The sequence below is a fragment of the Nocardia sp. CA-084685 genome, from assembly GCF_050955785.1.
Lineage (GTDB): Bacteria > Actinomycetota > Actinomycetes > Mycobacteriales > Mycobacteriaceae > Nocardia.
In genome coordinates, this window is record NZ_CP192094.1 from 3,494,562 (window position 1) to 3,512,490 (window position 17,929).

Below are 17,929 nucleotides of genomic sequence, written 5' to 3' on the forward strand. Positions count from 1 at the left end.
AGGAGGAATGAGCACCATGAGCACGGCAGCACCGGTCGAAGTCGACACTGGACCCGAGATCTCGAATGACACCACCGCGGCTCGCGTCGGCGCATGGGGCGTACTACTCGGTACCGCGGTCACATTGATCGGCCTCAGCTGGGATATCGAGTGGCACGACGAAGTCGGCCCCGATACCTTCTTCACCCTGCCGCATCTGTTCCTGTACTCCGGCAGCGCGATATCCGGATTCGTCAGCCTGGCCATGGTTCTCATCGCCACCTCGGCGCAACGTGCGGGTCGGCCGGTGCCCCGCCTCGGCGGCACCCCCATTCGAGTCTTCGGCAGCAACCTCACCGCACCGCTCGGCTATATGATCGCCGGAGCCGGTGCGGCACTCTTCCTGCTCTACGGCCTGCTCGATCTGGAGTGGCATTCGATCTACGGCTTCGACGCGGTGCTCAATACCCCGTCACATGTGGCGCTGTTCCTGTCCATCTTGCTCACCATGATCGGCAGCATCATCGTTTTCGCCGCGCACCGCGATCACCGCTGGGGCCGGATCGGCATCGTCGTGGCGATTCCGATCCTGATAACCTTCGCCCCGATTCCCACCAATGCGTTGAACAACCTGCATCTGCCAGTCGATCCGACCATCCTGGGCATCGTGGGGTTCGGGCCGATGCTGCTCACCCTCGGCGCGGCACTGTTGGCCCGTGCGGGCGCGGCCATCGCCATCGCGGTTTCGCTCGGTGCGATGCAGGCGTTCCTCTGGTGGTTCTCGCCGTGGGCCGCGAAAGTCTATGCGTCGGCGATCGGACTTCCGCTGCGTGACGGTCTGACCGGGCGGCCACCGGGTCTGCCCGCCATGATGCCGATGTTCCTGATCATCGCGGCGGTCGCGGTCGAAGGGTTGTTCTGGCTGGCCCGTACCCGTGGTCTCGATGCGCGCAAGATCGTCTTGGTGGCCGGTGCCGTGACCGGTGTCATCATCGGCATGACATTCCCGCTGCAGTTGAATCTGGTCCGCGCCACCTCGCATATCGCCCTCGGCGACATCGTGACGATTACGCTGCTCGGCATTCCGCTCGGCCTGCTCGCGGGATTCCTCGGCGGGCGCTTCACCACCATGCTGCCCGCGACGAAGGAAGTGTGATGACCGTACTGCGCAGGCTCGCCGTCACCGTGCTGGCCGTGCTCACCCTGTCGCTGATCGCCGTCGCCCCCGCCTCCGCCTATGCGCCGGTCGAGATTGTGCACACCGAGCGTGTCCAGGTGGGGCCGTACGGCGTGACCGTCGGCTTCTCCACCTGGCCGATCCGTGCGATGAAATCGCTGGACTTCACCTTCATGCCCGACGGCGGCATCGCCGACAAATCCGGGACGCTGCGCTTGACTGGACCCGCGATCAGGCCCGGTCGCCGCGCCGCGCCCCTGGTCCGTCATCCCCGCAAACGCGACTCGTGGGGGCTGGACGTCAGGGCCTTCGACGCCCCCGGCACCTACACCTTCACCTTCGCGATCGACGGGCCACTCGGACACGGCGAAGGGACCCTCGGCGATGTCACCGTTCTCGACCAGCCAGGACCGCCACTGCCGCTGAGTTGGACGATCGGCACCTTGCCGCTGATCGGCCTGCTGGTCTTCCTCGTGGTGGCCTGGCGCCGCACCCGCCCGGGGCGGCGACCACTGGTCGTCTGACGGGTCAGAACCAGGCGTCGCGCATGTCCAGCGTGGTGCGGTCCATCAGCTCCAGCAGATCCAATTGCGGTGTCGTCTTGGGCAATTCGTAGCGGAAGAAGTAGCGGGCCGCGGCGCGCTTGCCGTCGTAGAAGTCGCCTTCTTTGCCGTGGGCGGCCAGTGCCTGCTCCAGCCAGATCCAGGCGACCACGACGTGGCCGAATGCCTCCAGGTAGATGCTGGAATTGGCCATGGCTGCGGCGATATCGCCGGAGGCGAACATCCAGCCGGTGACGGTGAGCAGCCGTTGCCAGACCGCATCGAGCTGTCCGCCGAACTCGGTCCACTCGCCACCCGCCTCGCTGGCCGCGAGTACGGTCCGCTCGATCTGCGCGGCGAGCAGCCGCAGGCTCGCGCCGTCATGCTGGATTACCTTGCGGCCCAACAGATCCAGGCCCTGGATGCCGTGCGTGCCTTCGTGGATGGGGTTGAGGCGATTATCCCGGTAGTGCTGTTCGACGTCGTATTCGCGGGTGTAGCCGTAGCCGCCGTGCACCTGGATGGCGAGGTTATTGGCCTCCAGACACCATTGCGACGGCCAGCTCTTCGCCACGCCGGTGAGAATTTCCAGCAGCAGGGTGTGTTCGCGTTCGGCGGCCGGATCTGTTGCGGTGCGTTCCAGATCGACGAGGCGGTTGCAGTAGAGCAGCAGAGCGAGCGCGCCTTCGACATAAGCCTTCTGCGCCAACAGCATTCGCCGCACATCGGCATGTTCGATGATCGGCGTCTGCGGCGCGGACGGATCTTTGGCGGTGACCGCGCGGCCCTGTCGGCGTTCCCGGGCATAATCGAGCGACTTCAGATATCCGGTGTAGCCCAACGCCGTCGCGCCGAGACCGACGCCGAGGCGTGCCTCGTTCATCATGTGGAACATGTAGGACAGGCCGCGATGCGGTTCGCCGACGAGGTAACCCACCGCGCCGGGGGCGCCGTCCGGACTGTGCTTGCCCTCACCGAAATTCAGCACCGTATTGGTGGTGCCCCGATATCCCATTTTGTGGTTCAAACCGGCCAGCACTACGTCGTTGCGCGGGCCCAGCGAACCATCATCGGCCACCAGGTATTTCGGCACGATGAACAGCGAGATGCCCTTGGTTCCGGCCGGTCCGCCTGGAATCTTGGCCAGGACGAGGTGCACGATATTGTCGGTCAGCTCGTGATCGCCGCCCGAAATCCACATTTTCGAGCCGAACAGCCGGTAGGTGCCATCGGCCTGGGGTTCGGCGCGGGTGACGATATCGGCCAGCGACGAGCCCGCCTGCGGTTCGGACAGACACATCGTCCCGGTGAACCTGCCCTCGACCATGGGCTTGACGAAGCGGTCGATCTGCTCCGGGGTGCCGTGCGCGGCGAGCAGGTTGGCATTGCCGACGGTCAGGAACAGATAGCCGGTGGTGCCGACATTGGCGGCCTGGAACCAGCAGAATCCGGCGGCCTCCACGGTTGCGGGCAGCTGCAGTCCGCCGATCTGCTCATCCATCGCGGCGCCGATGAGATTGGCCTTGGTGAAGGCTTCGATCGCGGCCTTCACCTCCGGGATGATGGTGACCTTCTCGCCGTCGAAGGTCGGCTCATTGCTGTCGTTGCGCTTGTTGTGGGTGGCGAAGTGTCGGGTGGCCAGATCCTCGCAGAGGTCGAGAAAGCCGTCGAAGGTCTCCCGGGAGTGTTCGGTGAACCGGGGCAGCGCCGTGAGTTCCTCGACCCGCAGCCATTCGTAGAGCAGGAAGTCCAGGTCCCTACGGGAGATCAGGTTCGAGCGCACGGGCACATCCTCTCGCAGTGGCGGAGCACTGGCCCAGACGGGCGCGGTACTCGCTCGGGTCGGTTTGGTACATTACTACGCATGTGTCGCGAATCGATCCCAGGGCTGGGATGACCACAACCACCGGTGCCGCCCGTCCCGTCGGTCGTCCGGCAGCCGCCTCCCAGGATCAGGTGCTCGCCGCGGCCAGCGCCCAGTTCCTGTCCTGTGAGCGGGTCGATGTGCAGGCGATCGCGGCGGGACTCGGTTTATCGCGCGCGACCATCTACCGCTGGTTCGGTTCGCGCGACGGTCTGCTCGGTGCGGTCATGGTGTCGGAATTCGAGCGGATGGTCGTGGCGGCGCAGACCCGCGTGGACGGCACCGGCGCGCGGCGGGTGCTTGCCCTGCTGGACCAGGCGGCACAATGGCTGACGCGCAGCGAGGCATACCGCTATTTCATCGCGACCGAACAGGCCACCGCGGGCCGCATCATCACCACCAGCGATGGGCCGGTACAGCCGAAGGTGGTCGGGGTGGTCGCCGAAATTCTCGACAGCGCGATCGCGGAAGGCTACCAGAACCGGGTCGACCCCCACACCTTCGCCTACGCGCTGGTCCGGCTCATCGAGGCCTTCCTGTATCAGGATGCGGTGACCGGCCTTCGCGGCGATGTGGAGCGGTTGCGCGCGGTGCTGGCGGTCATTCTGGGGCTGGATCCAGATCAGCGCGGCCCGTAGGTATCTAGGAACACAACGGGTCCGTTGCCGAAGTCGCCGCGGGTATCCATCGCCAGGAGTCCGGCCAAAGCCTTTGCGGTGTAGACGGTTTCCAATTCCAGCCCGTTGGTCGCGGCGCGCTTCTTCGCGGCAATGGCGGCCGGGGTTTCATGGCCGTAGCCGGGACCGAGCCAGTCACGCACCATCGTCACGTCGTCCGGGCGCAGCTCGGGCGCGGTGAATTCCGCGCCGCGTGCGCGCAGCACCGTCGCGGCGCGGTTCGCCAGATCGATAATGTGTCGCGCGTCGAGGGGAAGCGAGTCGTTGACGACGACACCGACGACTCGCGTACGTAGCCCGGCAAGCCGTAGACCGAGGGCCAAACCCGCTGCCGTGCCACCGGATCCGACGGCAGCCACGAGATGTGTCGGTTGCGGTAGTTCGCCAGCGGCGATCTGCGCCGCCAGTTCCAATGCGACCTCGACATAGCCGAGCGCGCCGATCGGCGATGATCCGCCGACGGGCAGCAGATACGGTGGGGTGCGCCCGTGCATATGCCGCAGCAGCAGCCACGGTGCGGCCAGCACGGTGCGCAGCTTGCTGTGCGTGAAATGCAGGGTGGCGCCGGAGTTTTCCAGTCGTCGCAGTTGTGCGCGGACGTGGTCGTCCACCGGTTGGTCGACCAGCGCCAGCGCGGTGTCGATGCCGAACTCCCGGCCGTAGAGCGCCGTCGCCAGACCCCAGTTGGTCCCGGTACCGCCGAAGGTGAGGATGGTGCGGGCACCGCGCCGTCGGCCCTCGGGCAATAGCCACTCCAGCTTGCGGATCTTATTGCCACCCCAGCCGCCGGACCCGTACCCGCTTTCGTCCTTGCACCAGACAGTGCTGTTGGTGCCGAGGTCCAGCGGGCGGACCGGCGTCGGCGCGATACCGAGCCGGGCGAACGGCAGTGTGCTGGCCAGTTCGGGGAAGCGCTGGTGGAGTAGGGATTCGGTCATAGTCCGACCATTATCGGGGTTCAGCTTGCTTCGGTGAGCAGTTGGTCGAGGAGGGCCGGCTGCTGATCCGCCGCCCGAATGATGACCGACCGAGGTATCCGGCCGACGTAACCCACCAGGTCGCCTTCACTTCCGTGTAGCGCCGTCCGGCCAGACGATCTCGACCGGCACACCACGCTCGCGGGCAAGCTCGACCACCGTTCCGGTGCCGCCCGGCTGAGAAACGTCCCCATCCCATACCGCGACTAGGCGCGTACACGATGACAGCATGGCTTCGTTTGCGGCTTCGTATGCCTCCCGGCCTGCGTCGTCGAAGTCCATTACGTGAACCTTCGACGCGCTGCTGAGCAGCTTGTCGAAGAGTTCGGCATGGTCCGGTTTGACCTTGCGCTCGCGGTAGTTCCGCGATGGCAGGACCACTTCAAGCGATCCGCCGGCATCGAGCACTGCCTGCGCGAACACCGAGTCGGCACCGCGCGCAATGCAACTGACGCCAACCAGGTCGGAGACCGTGTCGTCACCGAGGATCTTGCGGATCGCTTCGTACACGAGCGGCACGGTGGCGTCGGTGATGTTCATGTGCCCGGTGACCCCGATGCGCACCATGCAGATAGCTCCTTAAGGGGTTGCTGCGACGAGGGGCCGCATGCGCTCGCGCAGTTCGGCCGCGACACCGTTTGTGGCTGCGGTTTTCGCGTTGTAGTCATAACACCGATCGATAGCGGAAGGCTGCCGGCGGGCCGACTGGGGGCCGAAAACGGCCAAACGCAAGGGCCTGCCCTGCCCAGGGTTCCCCCTGCGGCGAAGGCCGAGCTACAGCCTCGTCAGGCCCTCACACTTCTTGATCAGCTCGCCGATCTCGGTTGCCCAGCGGACCGCTTCGGGGATCGTCTCGATCATCGGGCTGAATGACTCCAGTTGATGCTTGGGCAGCCACAAGTAATCGGAGTATTCGTCGTTCAACTCGATCTCTCCGCCCTGGTACTCGGCGTAGAAGTGCGGCAGGATCATGCTGTTGCCGTCCTTCTTCTTGAAAAGGACGTTGTACGAGAGGGCTTCGGCGATCGCGATGATGGCCGCCTTGCCGATCTCCTCTTCCTTTTCGCGACGGATCGCATCCAGGATGGAGCCGTCGGTGGTCTCCATCTTCCCGCCGATGAGGGAGTAGACGCTGTCGTAGTCGGCTTCTCCCTTGCGCCGAGCCAGCAGTACGCTGTCGGTAACGGGGTCGATGACCACGAGCTTCTGACAGTACTGAAAGTGAGTGGTGTCGCTCATGCGGCTGTGTCCAATTCCTTTCTTACCGTAGCTTCTTCGGTTGGGTGGTGCGGCTGCCGTCCACGTATACCGTGATCCCGCTCAAGTCTGCCTGGTAGCCAGCGAGATAGGCGGCCTTGACATCGTCGGCTGTGGAACCGGCCGGGAGGTTGATCGTCTTTGCGATGGCCTCATCGGTGTAGCGTTGGAGAACTCCTTCGGTGAGTAATTGGTCCAAGCGGCGCGCAGGCCTGGGAGAGGTCGCCCATGCCGAGATGTCTGGACATGCACAGCAAGCGTGACGGAAAGTAGGGGTCGGGCGAAGCGATGGAGCGCATGTTGGTGGACCTGCCGGAAGTGAATCGCTGCGATGCCCCGCGCGCGATGATGTTGGCGGGCTCGGTGTGTGCGCTGTTCGACCGAGCATTTGCCCTTCCGTCGCACCGATGGTCGACGGCGGATTCAGCGCGGCACCGCGATGTGCTCGCATCGCTGCTCACCAGGCCAGGCTTCGTCCTGGTCACCGCAGAGATGGATGATGTCGTGGTCGGCGCAGCTTATGGGTATCCGCTCGAGTCGGCCGACGGCTGGTGGGACAAGGTAGAGGCGCTGCCGCCCGAGTTCACGGTGGAGTCGGGCGGTCGGACGTTCCTGATAAGTGGTCTGGCAGTCGATCCGGATTGGCAGCGGAAAGGCGTTGGGCGGAAGGTGATCCAGCGCCTTCTCGCTGATCGACCTGAGCAGCGAGTTGCGTATTCGGTGCTGCCCGGGGCGACCGGTGTTCACGCACTGATCGGGCGACCGGAGACAGAACCCGTTGGCTATCGATACTTCCCGCCCGACGCGCCGATCGAATTGCTCGAGTTCTATACGCTGAGGCTACCGATCAGAGGAAACCGTGAGTTGCGAGTTCCTGGTCCAACTCCCGAACCTTGATCGAATCCTGCCAGGGAGCCAAGTCGAATCGGGCATTGCGCAGCCTTCGAACAGACGGCCGCTTTGGTTCTTCCTGGCCAGGTCCGCACCGACCGCGCTGCCTGGGTGTCCGACGATTCCTCCAACGTACGAGCCCCGGTCGCCGCGAACCGGTCCGCAGCGACCGGGGCTTCAACGCTTGCACATGGATTCACGGACTTCTACGGGTCTACAGAGCGACGCCGACGCTTTCGCATAGCTGGCGGACATCGTCGCGCATTCCCGACGGTGGACGTTTCAGTAGCTCGTGCAGCATCTCTCGGGCATACCCGTTGTAGCGGGTCGTTTCTGGGGCCGTCCGGAATGACTTGGCAAGCAACGCATATGCGGCGATCGGCTCGTCGCGCTGGTAGTGCGCACGGGCGACCTCGATGAAGTGGCGGCTCCGGCGTGGCAATGAGGCGATCCGGTCGGCGTCGAAACCTTCGGCCGCACGCAGCGCTTCACCGGGGCGGCGCAGCTCAACACCGAGCGTTGTTGCGTGCGCTGCCATCACCGGCATCGAGAACGATGTCTGCACGTGCCGATATCCCGGACCGAGTTGGCGCGCGACTTTGTCGGCGCGTTCCCAGTGCGCCCACGCCTGTCCGTGGCGGCCCCGCCGTGCGTGCACATAAGCGATTTCAGCCGCCAATGCTCCGACGATTCCCCGCCAGTCGTCCGCCGTCTCGTCCTTCTCGACGTAGGGCTCGAGGCGAGCGATAGCGCTGCTTGCCAGCGTTATCGCCTCTTCCCAGCGTCCGGAGTCCCGCAATGCCTGCACCATCGCCCACGCGCTACAGGCGATGGTGTAAGGGTCGTCTGCCTCGTACCCCTCGTTCAGAGCCCGGTCTGCGACGAGCCAAACCAGTTCGGGCGCAGGCTGATACGCGACATAGAAGTCGGCGAGTTGGTAGACGCCAGCCAAGACACGGCGGGCCGCGCGTCGGTCGGCAACCTTTGTCCGAGCGGCGCTCTGTGCGTCCCTGATCAATCCCGGCAGCAGCGCACCGAGCTGTGTCCGGTGATCCGGGCTTGCGTGACGCACCTGCCACGCCTGCCGCAAACGCTCGGACAGATACTCGGTGCTGGCCGCGCGGTCAGGCGGTTTGAGCCGGAAATCGGTTAGCGCCGACTGCACGTCGGTTAGTGCCGCGTGCCGTTCACCAGCAAAAACCGAAACGGGAACCGCGTGCCCGTTGCCGGTCAACTCGGCCAAGTCGTCGAGCTCGAGCGCCCGCGCAATCCGCAACAGCATCGGCAGCCGAGGCGTCTGGAGGCGGCCGTTCTCAACAGCCTTCAGCCACTCGGTCGACTTGCCGACCAGACCCGCCAGAACCGGTCGTGACATACCGGCGCGCTCGCGCTGCCGCCTTATGCGCACGCCTACAGGCGCACTTTCGTCGGAGGTGTGCATCATGCCGAACCTCTCTCCCGCAACTTGGTTCGATGGTTCAAGCGTAGCCGGAAGGTGTGGGGTACGAAGCGTACCCGGCCACTTCGAACCAGCCGCTTACGGTCATTTTCGCACCCAGCGCCGGGGTGAGCCGCACGCCTGCGAGGCCCTCGGCGCCGAGTGCACTCCAACATCGAACAACGTACCGGGGGTATCGTTCAATGCCCACTGACCTCGTCACAGCCATGGTTGTCGCCGCCGCAGTGATGTTCTTCCTGTGGCTAGTCTTCTACGGCCTGCCCTACCTGCTCGGCTCCGGTGCCATTCCGGATGAGGCGATCCCGGCAACTGACATCCTCGAGCGCGTCACCGGTGAAACCGCGCGTATTCACCCCGCACCACCCAGCGGATACACCGTCGAAGAAGCCGGTTACGTCATGCAAGAACACCTCGAGTGCAGCCGCGAGATCTGCGATGCCAAGAACACTGCCTACTGGATCCGCGCTGAAGCGGGGAAGCTCCAGCCAACCCGGGAGGCCGTCCGATGAGCGGCCTGATCGAATTCAGTGACGGCACTTTCGGTTTCGTCGGGGACGATGGATGGGTCGAGGAATTCGACGCCATCGAGATGCCTGCCTCCGGATTGGAAACCACTCCCGCTTTAGAAGCGGCGTTCGTGGACGTCGACGCCACCTCTGTCGTCGATACCCAACTGCCGCAGCGGATCCCGTTCGTTGGGCCGCCAGCTCCGGTGGATCTGCCGGTCGAACTACTCGAGCGCATCGCAGACGCTGTCCGGGAGTGGGCCGATCAGTGAGGATTCCCGCCAACCGGATGCCGACGGCCGCCGCATACCGGCCGGACTCACGCGATGCTGGGATCCGTCGCTACTTCGGTCTGGTCCAGTTCGCGTTGATCACTGACGTACCCGCGTCGAGGCTGTCCGCTTGGCGGCACGGCACCCACACCTGGGTGCCCTCACCCGACATTCAAGTCGGCGACCATCCCGGTTGGTCGATGGCCTGCATCGACGCATGGTTTCCCGGCGGCGACCCGTTCCTGCGGCCGCCAGTTGTGCAATTCGCAGACACCGCCGCCATCAGAGCCCGCTACCACGGGATGCCCACTTCCACGTTGTGGGCGTGCATCGGCGACGGCACTATCCCCCGGCCTGTCGTATGGGTGGATAACCGACCGGGATGGTTGTTGTGACGCGTGCTCGTCACAACTCCCGTCCCCGGTCGTGCGTGGCCGGGGACGGTTCTGATCTCTCCCGTGCTGCTTCAGTCAGCCGCGATGAGACCGTGTTCGCGGGCAACGGCGGCAGCTTCGGTTCGTGTCGCGGCACCGAGTTTGGTGAGGATGCGCGATACGTGCACGCCCGCGGTATTGCCGCTGATGAACAGCTCGGCTGCGATCTGGCGATTGCTCAATCCCTGTGCGACCAGACGTAATACGTCGAGTTCGCGTGGTGTCAGACCGAAGGTGTGCGGCGGTTCGGTCGCCGGTTCCGGCCGGGCTACCTGGATCGTCACCCTGGCACGCTCGGCCACCTGCTGGGCCGCATTGGCCAATCGTGTCGCCCCCAAATCCGCCGCGAGTTCGGCGGCTTCGCGCAGGGGTTCTCGGGCGGCGGCGCGATTGCCGACCGCCAGTTCGGCTTCGGCGGCGCTGAGCAGGCTGCGGGCTAGGTCGTAGCGTTGATCGATGGCGCGCCATGCGGACACCGCCTGGTGCCAGGCAGCCGGATCGCTGTTTCTGCTGGCGATGACGACGGCACGGTAAGCCGTATCGGTCGCCGTGGTCACCGGCAACCGGTCGGCGGTGGACGCGAGTTCCGTTGGCGCGTTCATGAGCCGGGCCGCGGCCGCGAGCAATGGCCATGCTTCGTGGTGGTGAGTGGCGAGGTCATCGGACGCCAGTGTCTCGGCGACGATCTCACCGGCACGTGGGAATTGTCCGTCCGCGATCGCGATATCGGCTCGCACCGTATGCAATTGGAGCTGGTACTGGCGTGCCCACGGTCCGTCGCTCAACAGTTCCGCGGCGGCATCGGCACTGCTCGCTGCCGCTGCCGAAGAGCCCTGGGCCAGCACGATTCTCGCGTGACACAGCAGCAGTGCGGCCTTGCTCAGCGGCGGCATCTGCCCGGTGAGCGACTCGTCGATGAGGCCGAGTGCCTCCGGCCAACGTCCGAGCGCGGCCAATGCCTGTGCCCACTTGACCAAGAGGATGGGCCCGGCATCGGCGAAACGGAAGGTTTCGTGGGCGGCCCGCAATCCCTGTTGGATCGCCTCGATGGCCGCCTGGTATTCACCAGCCGCGACCAGTACCGCCGACTCCCACAGCACCACGGTCAACAATGTCTGCGGATCGTTCGCGGCGGCATGCGCTTGTTCGAAATACTTGACGGCGGAATCGTTTCCGGCGACTGCCGCCAAACCTTGATAGGCGTAGCCTCGCGCGATGAGCGTTGGCGTGCCGGTCTGCTCGGCAAGCTCCACGGCGGCGCGGGCATCGCGTGCGGCCCCGTCGGCGTCACCGTCGAAGGCACGGGATGCGGCGAGTGATGCGAGCACCTCGCCCCGCAGCACGCTCGGCGGCTGTGCGGGCAGTAATTCCAAAGCCCGGGTGAGATCATCGACGGACCCGCCGCTGCTCTGATTCACCAGACCCGCGCGGTAGTAGTACAGGCGTGCGGCCCGTTCCGGTGCTTGCGAGGCATCGAGCAGTGCCAGCGCCTCGTCGGCCGTCGCGATACCGCGCTCGACGATGTCACCGTGAAAGCATGCCTCGACAATGCGTTCCAGCACGGTGAGCCGATCGGCCCCGATCAGCGTCGCCGCGTCGGGCACTCGATCCCACAATTCCAGCACACGGGCTAGCTGCCGTACGCGTTCGCCGTGTGCCCCTTCGGACTCCGTGGCAGCACCCCAGGACGCCACGAGTGCGTGTGGCAGATCGCCTGCGGTATACGCGTGATAGGCCAACTCGCCCATCCGCCGGTCACCGGCTCGCAGGGAATCCTCGGCGAGCAGCACCTGAGAAAGCCTGGTGTGCAAACGCTTTCGCTCGACCGGCAGCATATCGTCATAGACGGCATCGCGAATCAGACTGTGCCGGAACTCGTAGCCGGTATCAGTGGCGAGCAGCAACCGGTGGTCGGTGAGCTGGCGGAGTGCTAGATGCAGCGCGTCTTCGGACAGGTCTGTCGCGGATTCCAGTAACCCGGCCCGCACCGGCGAGCCCGCGGTGGCGGCGAGTCGCAGGAGCGCCTTGGCATCCTCGGGCAGTCCGGCCTGATAGCCGAGCAGCAGGTCGGACAGGTCCGTCGGTACGCGGTCGGGATCCTCCTGCAGCGCTCGCCCCAGCGCCTCGACGAAAAGCGGAATCCCCTTGCTGCGCTGGAAGACTCGGGTGATGACCCCGGGTTCGGGTTCACGGTTGAGCACCGCGGCGAGTTGACGCCCGACCTCGTGTTTGGTCAGCGGCTCCGGATTCAGTACGCGCACACCGGGATCACGGCGCAGTCCGGTGACGAGTCGACGCAGCGGCTCCGAATCGGTAGGCCGGTAGGTGCCGATCAACAGCAGATCACGCTGGGTGAGATTCGCGATGAGGAATGCCAGCAGTTCGCGGCTCGAATCATCGGCCCAGTGCAGATCCTCGAGGACGAGCACCACCGGCCGCGAGGTCGCCAGTTGCTCGAATACCGTGAGAATCTCGCCGAACAGCCGGATCCGATCCGATTCGGGCTCAGCAGCACCGGTCCGCATCGCCAGCTCGGGCAGCCAGCGCGAAAGCGCGGGGCGCGCGACGGGAAGTAGCGCGGTCAGCTCGTCGACGCCGATCCGCCGCACCAGAGCGCGCATGATCGTGACGAACGGCGCGAACGGCACCCCGCTCGCGCCGATCTCCGGACACCGGCCGGTCAGTACCAGCACATCGGAGTCGAGCCGCGAGGTGAATTCGCTGACCAGCCGCGACTTGCCGAGACCGGGCTCACCGGCGATCAGCACGGCATGCACCAACTCGTCCTGGTACGCACTCTGGAGCGCGGAGACCTCTGCTGCTCGCCCGACGAAGGCACCACGGTCGGGAACGCTCAACACCACGCGATCATGCCCGGATCACGGTCGCGGTGCCAACGTAAAGAGCCGGGATTCGAAGATAACGAATTCTCGTGATTCGTCGGCACCCCTGTTACTAGCAGAGTCGATCGCATGACGAACAACGACATCCGCCCCTTCCGCATCGACATCCCCCAGGCCGATATCGACGATCTGCGCGAGCGGCTGACCCACACCCGCTGGATCGACGACCTGCCCGGCACCGGCTGGGAGCGCGGCGTGCCTACCGCCTATCTGCGCGAGCTCGCCGGTTACTGGGCCGAGAAGTTCGACTGGCGCGCGGTCGAGGCGGAGCTCAACGAATATCCGCAGTTCAGCACCACCATTGACGGGCAGGATGTGCATTTCCTGCACGTGCGGTCCGCCGAAGCCGATGCCACCCCGCTGCTGTTGCTGCACGGCTGGCCCAGCTCGGTGATCGATTTCCTGGATCTGATCGGCCCGCTGACCGATCCCAAGGCGCACGGTCACGCCGACGTGCCCGCCTTCCACTTGGTCATTCCGTCGCTGCCGGGCCATGGCTTCTCCGGTCCGATCACCGAGGCGGGCTGGCATGACGGCCGGGTCGCGGCGGCCCTGGCGGAGCTGATGGCTCGCCTCGGCTACGACCGGTACGGGGTGCACGGTGGCGACCACGGGGCGTTCCTGGCCCCGCGGCTGGCCCGGCTCGACAGCGAGCATGTGCTCGGCGCGCACGTCAATGCGCTGGTCACCTTCCCGACCGGCGATCCGGCCGATATGGCCGCGCTCACCGAGGCCGAACAGCAGCGGCTGGCCCGCATGCAGAACTTCCAGAAGGACGGTGCGGCCTATATGAACCTCAAAGGTTCGCGCCCGAACACCATCGCGCAATTGTTGGCCGATTCCCCGGCCGGGCAGCTCGGCTGGATCGTCGAGAAGTACAAGGAGTGGATCGACCAGTCGCACGAACTGCCGGAACAGGGCATCGACCGGGATCGCATGCTGGCGAATGTGAGCATCTACTGGTTCACCGATACCGCCCGCAGCGTGGCCAACTTCTACTACGAGCGCTTTCACGATGCCGCGATGTTCGCGCCCGCGGCGCAGGGCACCGTGCCCACCGGTGTCGCGGTCTTCAAGGACGGCGACTACGCGATCCGCCGCTTCGCGGAGAAGGCGCACAACATCACCCACTGGTCGGAGTTCTACTCCGGCGGCCATTTTCCGGCGCTCGAGGTCCCGGACCTGCTCATCGGCGACGTCCGCGAGTTCTTCCGCACCATCAGCTGACCCGTAGCATCACGCCGGGATTTGTGTCTCCACCAAGGGGAGACGGGAGGGTAGGGGTATGGACGGCGACACGCTCTATTCGATCGGCACCATGGCCGAACAGACTGGCCTCTCGGTCAAGACCATCCGGTTCTACGCCGACACCGGAGTCGTGCCGCCGACCACCCACAGCCCCGCCGGTTACCGGCTCTACGACGACGATGCGCTCGCCCGCCTGCAATTGGTGCGCACCCTGCGCGAACTCGGTATCGATCTGCCCGCCATCCGACAGGTACTCGACCGCAAACTAACGGTGCCCGAGGTCGCGGCCGCACATGCCGATGCGCTGGAATTCCAGATCAGCGCACTGCGGGTGCGGCGCACGGTGTTACGAGCGATAGCCGACCGGGGCTCGACCCACGAGGAGATGGAACTCATGCACAAGCTCGTCGAACTCTCCGACGCCGAAAAACGCCGCCTCATCGCCGAATTCGTCGAAGACACCTTCGGCGGCACCGATGCGAACCCGGAATTCGTCGACCTCATCCGCTCGGCAATGCCGGAACTACCCGACGACCCGGAACCCGCCCAGGTGCGGGCCTGGGTGGAACTGGCCGAACTCACCCGGGATCCGGAATTCCGCGCATCGGTGCGCCGCATGGCCGAATACCAGGCCGCACGGCGCGCCGAAGGCGATACCACCGGTCTGCATCACGAGTTGACCGAACTCGTGCGCGAACGAGTCGGCCAAGCGCTCGCAGCCGGAACGGCACCATCGTCGGATGCCGCCCAACCGATCGTCGACGAGCTGACCGCCGCATACGCGACGACATTCGGCCGTCCCGATGACGCCGAGTTACGGAACTGGCTGCTGACCCGTCTCGAGGTCGCGGGAGACCCACGTGCCGAACGCTATTGGCAACTCCTTTCGATCATCAACGGCTGGCCGGTCCCGCCGACCCTCGGTCCGGTGTTCGACTGGCTCGGTGCCGCATTACGGGCCGATTAATCGAGATCCGCCAGCTTGGCGAGGATGGCCGCTGCCATGGCCGCTGGATCGCCATCCTCGGGCCGCAATACCAGTTCGGCTCGGGTAGGTGCCTCGTAGGGATCGTCGATGCCGGTGAAACCGCGGATTTCACCGGCACGGGCCTTGGCGTACATGCCCTTGGGGTCGCGGGCTTCGCAGATCTCCAGTGGCGTATCCACGAAGATTTCGACGAAGGGGATGCCCGCCGCCTCGTGCGCGGCACGGACCTTATTGCGGTCGGCGGAGTAGGGGCTGATCAAGGAAACCACCGCGACTACACCGGCTTCGGCGAACAGTCGAGCCACTTCGCCGACGCGGCGGATATTCTCCACGCGATCAGCCGCGCCGAAGCCGAGATCGGCATTGAGGCCGTGGCGCAGGTTGTCACCGTCGAGCAGGAAGGCCGGACGGCCCGCCGCGACCAGGTGACGCTCCAGTTCCACTGCGACGGAGGACTTTCCGGAGCCGGACAGGCCGGTCAACCAGACCGTCAGCCCTGCTGTCGGGCGTTCGTCGCGACCAACAGCGGTGGCATGCCAGACGACACGAGCAGAGGGCAGGGTCGGTCCGGTGATCATGCCAGCGCCGACAGTGTTGTTGGTGGTGTCGTCGACGAGGATGAAGCTGCCGGTGATGCGGTTGCGGCGGTACGGATCGAACAGCAGCGGCTGGCGGGTGCGCAGCTGGATGCGTCCGATTTCGTTGAGCGACAACGAATTCGCGCTCTCATCGCGATGCAGGGTATTGACGTCGAGGCGGTAGTCCAGGCTGCGCACTTCGGCGGTCGCGGTGCGGGTGGTGTGCCGGATGGTGTAGGTGGCGCCGGGGGTGAGTTCGGAATCCTCGGCGAACCAGCACACCATCGCGTCCAGATCGCGTCCGACATGGGGCCGGTTCGCGGGTCGGCAGATCAGATCGCCACGGGAGACATCGAGGTGATCGGTGAGTTGGATGGTAACAGCCTGCGGCGGAAAGGCTTCGGTGATCGGTGTTCCGCCTGGACCCCAGATCGCCTCGACCGTTGTGGTGAATCCGGAAGGCAGCACCGCGACTTCATCACCCGGCTTGAAGACACCACCCGACACAGTGCCCGCATATCCCCGGAAATCCTCTGCGTGCCTGCGGGTTACATACTGCACCGGGAACCGCGCGTCGATGAGATTACGGTCGGAGGCGATATGCACCTCCTCGAGGTGGTGGAGTAGCGGCGAGCCTTCATACCAGGGCATGCTCGCACCGCGGTGCACGATATTGTCCCCGTGCAGTGCCGACATCGGGATGAAGCTCAGATCGGCGACCTCGAGTTTCGTCGCGAAGCTGGCGAATTCCTCGCGGATTTCCTCGAACCGGTCCTGCGACCAGCCGGCCAGATCCATCTTGTTCACGCACACCACCAGGTGCGGGATGCCGAGCAGACTGGCCAGGAAGGCGTGCCGCCGTGTCTGTTCCACGATGCCCTTGCGTGCGTCCACCAGGATCAGCGCGAGATCCGCGGTGGAGGCGCCGGTGACCATATTGCGCGTGTACTGAATGTGGCCAGGCGTGTCGGCGATAATGAATTTGCGTCGGGGCGTGGCGAAGTAGCGGTGCGCCACATCGATAGTGATGCCCTGTTCGCGTTCGGCGCGCAGGCCATCGGTGAGCAGCGCCAGATCCGGATAGTCGTCACCGCGCGCCTTACTGGTCCGCTCCACCGCGGCGAGCTGATCGGTGAAGATCGTCTTGGAGTCGAACAGCAGACGGCCGATCAGCGTCGATTTGCCATCGTCGACGCTGCCCGCGGTGGCCAGGCGCAACAGGGTGGTGGTGGTCATCAGAAATACCCTTCGCGTTTGCGGTCTTCCATGCCTGCCTCGGAAATACGGTCGTCGGCGCGGGTGGCGCCGCGCTCGGTGACCCTGGTGGCGGCGACTTCGGCGACCACATCGGCCGGGGTCGCGGCGGTCGATTCCACACAACCGGTGCAGGTCGCATCGCCGACCGTCCGGAACCGCACCGTACTGTCATACGGCTGCTCGCCGTCGAGCAGCGTGAGAAATCGCGTATGCGCCAACAACATTCCGTCGCGCTGCACCACCTTTCGGCGATGCGCGTAGTAGAGCGGCGGCAACTCGATATCCTCGGCGGCGATGTAATGCCAGATATCGAGCTCGGTCCAATTGGACAGCGGGAACACCCGGATGTGTTCGCCCTTGTTGTGGCGACCGTTATAGAGATTCCACAGTTCCGGTCGCTGATTGCGCGGATCCCACTGCCCGTATTCGTCGCGGAAGCTGAATACGCGCTCCTTGGCGCGCGCCTTCTCCTCATCCCGGCGCGCGCCGCCGAATACCGCGTCATATCCGCCCTCGCGGATCGAGCGCAGCAACGTGGCTGTCTGCAAACGGTTCCGGGAGGCGCGCGGTCCGGTCTCCTCCTTCACCCGGCCCGCGTCTATATCGTCCTGCACACTCGCGACCACGAGTCGCAGACCGAGCCGCTCGACGGTGCGGTCGCGGTATTCGATGACCTCGTCGAAATTGTGTCCGGTATCGATATGCAGGACCGGGAACGGCAGCGGCGCCGGCCAGAAGGCCTTGGCCGCGAGGTGCAGCATGACCACCGAATCCTTGCCGCCGGAGAACAGCAGCACCGGCCGTTCGAAGGTCGCGGCGACTTCCCGGAATATATGTGCCGACTCGGCCTCGAGCGCGTCCAGATGTGGCAACTCGTAGGTGCTCGCCGTCGACTTCGCGTACTGGCTCACGCCCCAAAA

Annotated in this window: 18 protein-coding genes; 9 read left to right on the forward strand and 9 right to left on the reverse strand. The window is 65.2% G+C overall.

Annotation, left to right across the window (positions count from 1 at the left end; genetic code table 11):
- Positions 1-16 precede the first annotated feature (16 nt).
- Complete coding sequence (locus tag ACQP2U_RS15965) at positions 17-1,135, forward strand: hypothetical protein (RefSeq protein WP_433715373.1); 1,119 nt, start codon at positions 17-19, stop codon at positions 1,133-1,135.
- On the forward strand, positions 1,135-1,680 hold the full coding sequence (locus ACQP2U_RS15970; RefSeq protein ID WP_433715375.1) for a hypothetical protein: 546 nt from the start codon (positions 1,135-1,137) through the stop codon (positions 1,678-1,680). The genes ACQP2U_RS15965 and ACQP2U_RS15970 overlap by 1 nt, the downstream gene beginning before the upstream one ends.
- Before the next feature lie 4 nt (positions 1,681-1,684).
- Here ACQP2U_RS15970 and ACQP2U_RS15975 read toward each other — a convergent pair whose 3' ends face one another.
- Positions 1,685-3,481 carry an acyl-CoA dehydrogenase gene (locus ACQP2U_RS15975; protein WP_433715376.1) on the reverse strand — a complete coding sequence of 599 codons (1,797 nt, stop codon included), beginning with the start codon at positions 3,479-3,481 and terminating at the stop codon, positions 1,685-1,687.
- A gap of 110 nt (positions 3,482-3,591) precedes the next feature.
- On the opposite strand from ACQP2U_RS15975, the gene ACQP2U_RS15980 reads away from it, so the two are divergent.
- Positions 3,592-4,200: a QsdR family transcriptional regulator gene (locus ACQP2U_RS15980; protein ID WP_433715377.1), complete on the forward strand. Its 609-nt coding sequence runs from the start codon at positions 3,592-3,594 to the stop codon at positions 4,198-4,200.
- Here the strand turns inward: ACQP2U_RS15980 and ACQP2U_RS15985 are convergent.
- From ACQP2U_RS15985 to ACQP2U_RS16000, 4 genes are all read right to left on the reverse strand, one after another.
- Positions 4,185-5,177 carry a 1-aminocyclopropane-1-carboxylate deaminase/D-cysteine desulfhydrase gene (locus ACQP2U_RS15985; RefSeq protein ID WP_433715378.1) on the reverse strand — a complete coding sequence of 331 codons (993 nt, stop codon included), beginning with the start codon at positions 5,175-5,177 and terminating at the stop codon, positions 4,185-4,187. The two genes, ACQP2U_RS15980 and ACQP2U_RS15985, sit on opposite strands and share 16 nt — an antisense overlap.
- Before the next feature lie 126 nt (positions 5,178-5,303).
- Positions 5,304-5,783, reverse strand: coding sequence for a hypothetical protein (locus tag ACQP2U_RS15990; protein ID WP_433715379.1), 480 nt, complete (start codon positions 5,781-5,783; stop codon positions 5,304-5,306).
- Between the two features lie 207 nt (positions 5,784-5,990).
- A complete protein-coding gene (locus ACQP2U_RS15995; RefSeq protein ID WP_433715380.1) occupies positions 5,991-6,455 on the reverse strand; it encodes an NUDIX hydrolase in 465 nt (154 codons plus the stop codon).
- 22 nt (positions 6,456-6,477) lie between these two features.
- Complete coding sequence (locus ACQP2U_RS16000; RefSeq protein ID WP_433715381.1) at positions 6,478-6,672, reverse strand: hypothetical protein; 195 nt, start codon at positions 6,670-6,672, stop codon at positions 6,478-6,480.
- 98 nt (positions 6,673-6,770) lie between these two features.
- Between ACQP2U_RS16000 and ACQP2U_RS16005 the strand changes: the two genes are divergently transcribed.
- Positions 6,771-7,370: a GNAT family N-acetyltransferase gene (locus tag ACQP2U_RS16005; RefSeq protein WP_433715382.1), complete on the forward strand. Its 600-nt coding sequence runs from the start codon at positions 6,771-6,773 to the stop codon at positions 7,368-7,370.
- 208 nt (positions 7,371-7,578) lie between these two features.
- Here the strand turns inward: ACQP2U_RS16005 and ACQP2U_RS16010 are convergent, their stop codons facing one another.
- Positions 7,579-8,808, reverse strand: a complete 1,230-nt coding sequence (locus tag ACQP2U_RS16010) for a helix-turn-helix domain-containing protein (RefSeq protein WP_433715383.1) — start codon at positions 8,806-8,808, stop codon at positions 7,579-7,581.
- Between the two features lie 197 nt (positions 8,809-9,005).
- Between ACQP2U_RS16010 and ACQP2U_RS16015 the strand changes: the two genes are divergently transcribed.
- Genes ACQP2U_RS16015 through ACQP2U_RS16025 form a run of 3 tightly spaced genes read left to right on the forward strand, consistent with a single transcriptional unit; the run spans position 9,006 to position 9,996 of the window.
- Positions 9,006-9,332: a hypothetical protein gene (locus ACQP2U_RS16015; RefSeq protein ID WP_433715384.1), complete on the forward strand. Its 327-nt coding sequence runs from the start codon at positions 9,006-9,008 to the stop codon at positions 9,330-9,332.
- Positions 9,329-9,601, forward strand: a complete 273-nt coding sequence (locus ACQP2U_RS16020; protein WP_433715385.1) for a hypothetical protein — start codon at positions 9,329-9,331, stop codon at positions 9,599-9,601. Before ACQP2U_RS16015 ends, ACQP2U_RS16020 begins: the two co-directional genes overlap by 4 nt.
- The gene (locus ACQP2U_RS16025; protein ID WP_433715386.1) at positions 9,598-9,996 is read left to right on the forward strand and encodes a hypothetical protein; all 399 of its coding nucleotides are present in this window, start codon (positions 9,598-9,600) and stop codon (positions 9,994-9,996) included. The genes ACQP2U_RS16020 and ACQP2U_RS16025 overlap by 4 nt, the downstream gene beginning before the upstream one ends.
- 71 nt (positions 9,997-10,067) lie before the next feature.
- Here the strand turns inward: ACQP2U_RS16025 and ACQP2U_RS16030 are convergent, their stop codons facing one another.
- Entirely contained in the window at positions 10,068-12,896 is a 2,829-nt protein-coding gene (locus ACQP2U_RS16030) for an ATP-binding protein (protein ID WP_433715387.1), read from the reverse strand.
- A 111-nt stretch (positions 12,897-13,007) separates the two neighbouring features.
- On the opposite strand from ACQP2U_RS16030, the gene ACQP2U_RS16035 reads away from it, so the two are divergent.
- Positions 13,008-14,165, forward strand: a complete 1,158-nt coding sequence (locus ACQP2U_RS16035; RefSeq protein ID WP_433715388.1) for an epoxide hydrolase family protein — start codon at positions 13,008-13,010, stop codon at positions 14,163-14,165.
- A 58-nt stretch (positions 14,166-14,223) separates the two neighbouring features.
- Complete coding sequence (locus ACQP2U_RS16040) at positions 14,224-15,153, forward strand: MerR family transcriptional regulator (protein WP_433715389.1); 930 nt, start codon at positions 14,224-14,226, stop codon at positions 15,151-15,153.
- Here the strand turns inward: ACQP2U_RS16040 and cysC are convergent.
- Positions 15,150-16,988, reverse strand: a complete 1,839-nt coding sequence (gene cysC / locus ACQP2U_RS16045; protein ID WP_433715390.1) for an adenylyl-sulfate kinase — start codon at positions 16,986-16,988, stop codon at positions 15,150-15,152. The two genes, ACQP2U_RS16040 and cysC, sit on opposite strands and share 4 nt — an antisense overlap.
- Positions 16,988-17,920, reverse strand: coding sequence for a sulfate adenylyltransferase subunit CysD (gene cysD, locus ACQP2U_RS16050; RefSeq protein WP_433715391.1), 933 nt, complete (start codon positions 17,918-17,920; stop codon positions 16,988-16,990). Before cysD ends, cysC begins: the two co-directional genes overlap by 1 nt.
- Positions 17,921-17,929 lie beyond the last annotated feature (9 nt).

Coding starts and splice junctions, on each gene's coding strand:
- ACQP2U_RS15965 (WP_433715373.1), top strand. CDS start 17: ATGAGCACGGCAGCACCGGTCGAAGTCGACACTGGACCCGAGATCTCG.
- ACQP2U_RS15970 (WP_433715375.1), top strand. CDS start 1,135: ATGACCGTACTGCGCAGGCTCGCCGTCACCGTGCTGGCCGTGCTCACC.
- ACQP2U_RS15980 (WP_433715377.1), top strand. CDS start 3,592: ATGACCACAACCACCGGTGCCGCCCGTCCCGTCGGTCGTCCGGCAGCC.
- ACQP2U_RS15985 (WP_433715378.1), bottom strand. CDS start 5,177: ATGACCGAATCCCTACTCCACCAGCGCTTCCCCGAACTGGCCAGCACA.
- ACQP2U_RS15990 (WP_433715379.1), bottom strand. CDS start 5,783: ATGGTGCGCATCGGGGTCACCGGGCACATGAACATCACCGACGCCACC.
- ACQP2U_RS15995 (WP_433715380.1), bottom strand. CDS start 6,455: ATGAGCGACACCACTCACTTTCAGTACTGTCAGAAGCTCGTGGTCATC.
- ACQP2U_RS16005 (WP_433715382.1), top strand. CDS start 6,771: ATGTTGGTGGACCTGCCGGAAGTGAATCGCTGCGATGCCCCGCGCGCG.
- ACQP2U_RS16010 (WP_433715383.1), bottom strand. CDS start 8,808: ATGATGCACACCTCCGACGAAAGTGCGCCTGTAGGCGTGCGCATAAGG.
- ACQP2U_RS16015 (WP_433715384.1), top strand. CDS start 9,006: ATGCCCACTGACCTCGTCACAGCCATGGTTGTCGCCGCCGCAGTGATG.
- ACQP2U_RS16020 (WP_433715385.1), top strand. CDS start 9,329: ATGAGCGGCCTGATCGAATTCAGTGACGGCACTTTCGGTTTCGTCGGG.
- ACQP2U_RS16035 (WP_433715388.1), top strand. CDS start 13,008: ATGACGAACAACGACATCCGCCCCTTCCGCATCGACATCCCCCAGGCC.
- ACQP2U_RS16040 (WP_433715389.1), top strand. CDS start 14,224: ATGGACGGCGACACGCTCTATTCGATCGGCACCATGGCCGAACAGACT.
- cysC (WP_433715390.1), bottom strand. CDS start 16,988: ATGACCACCACCACCCTGTTGCGCCTGGCCACCGCGGGCAGCGTCGAC.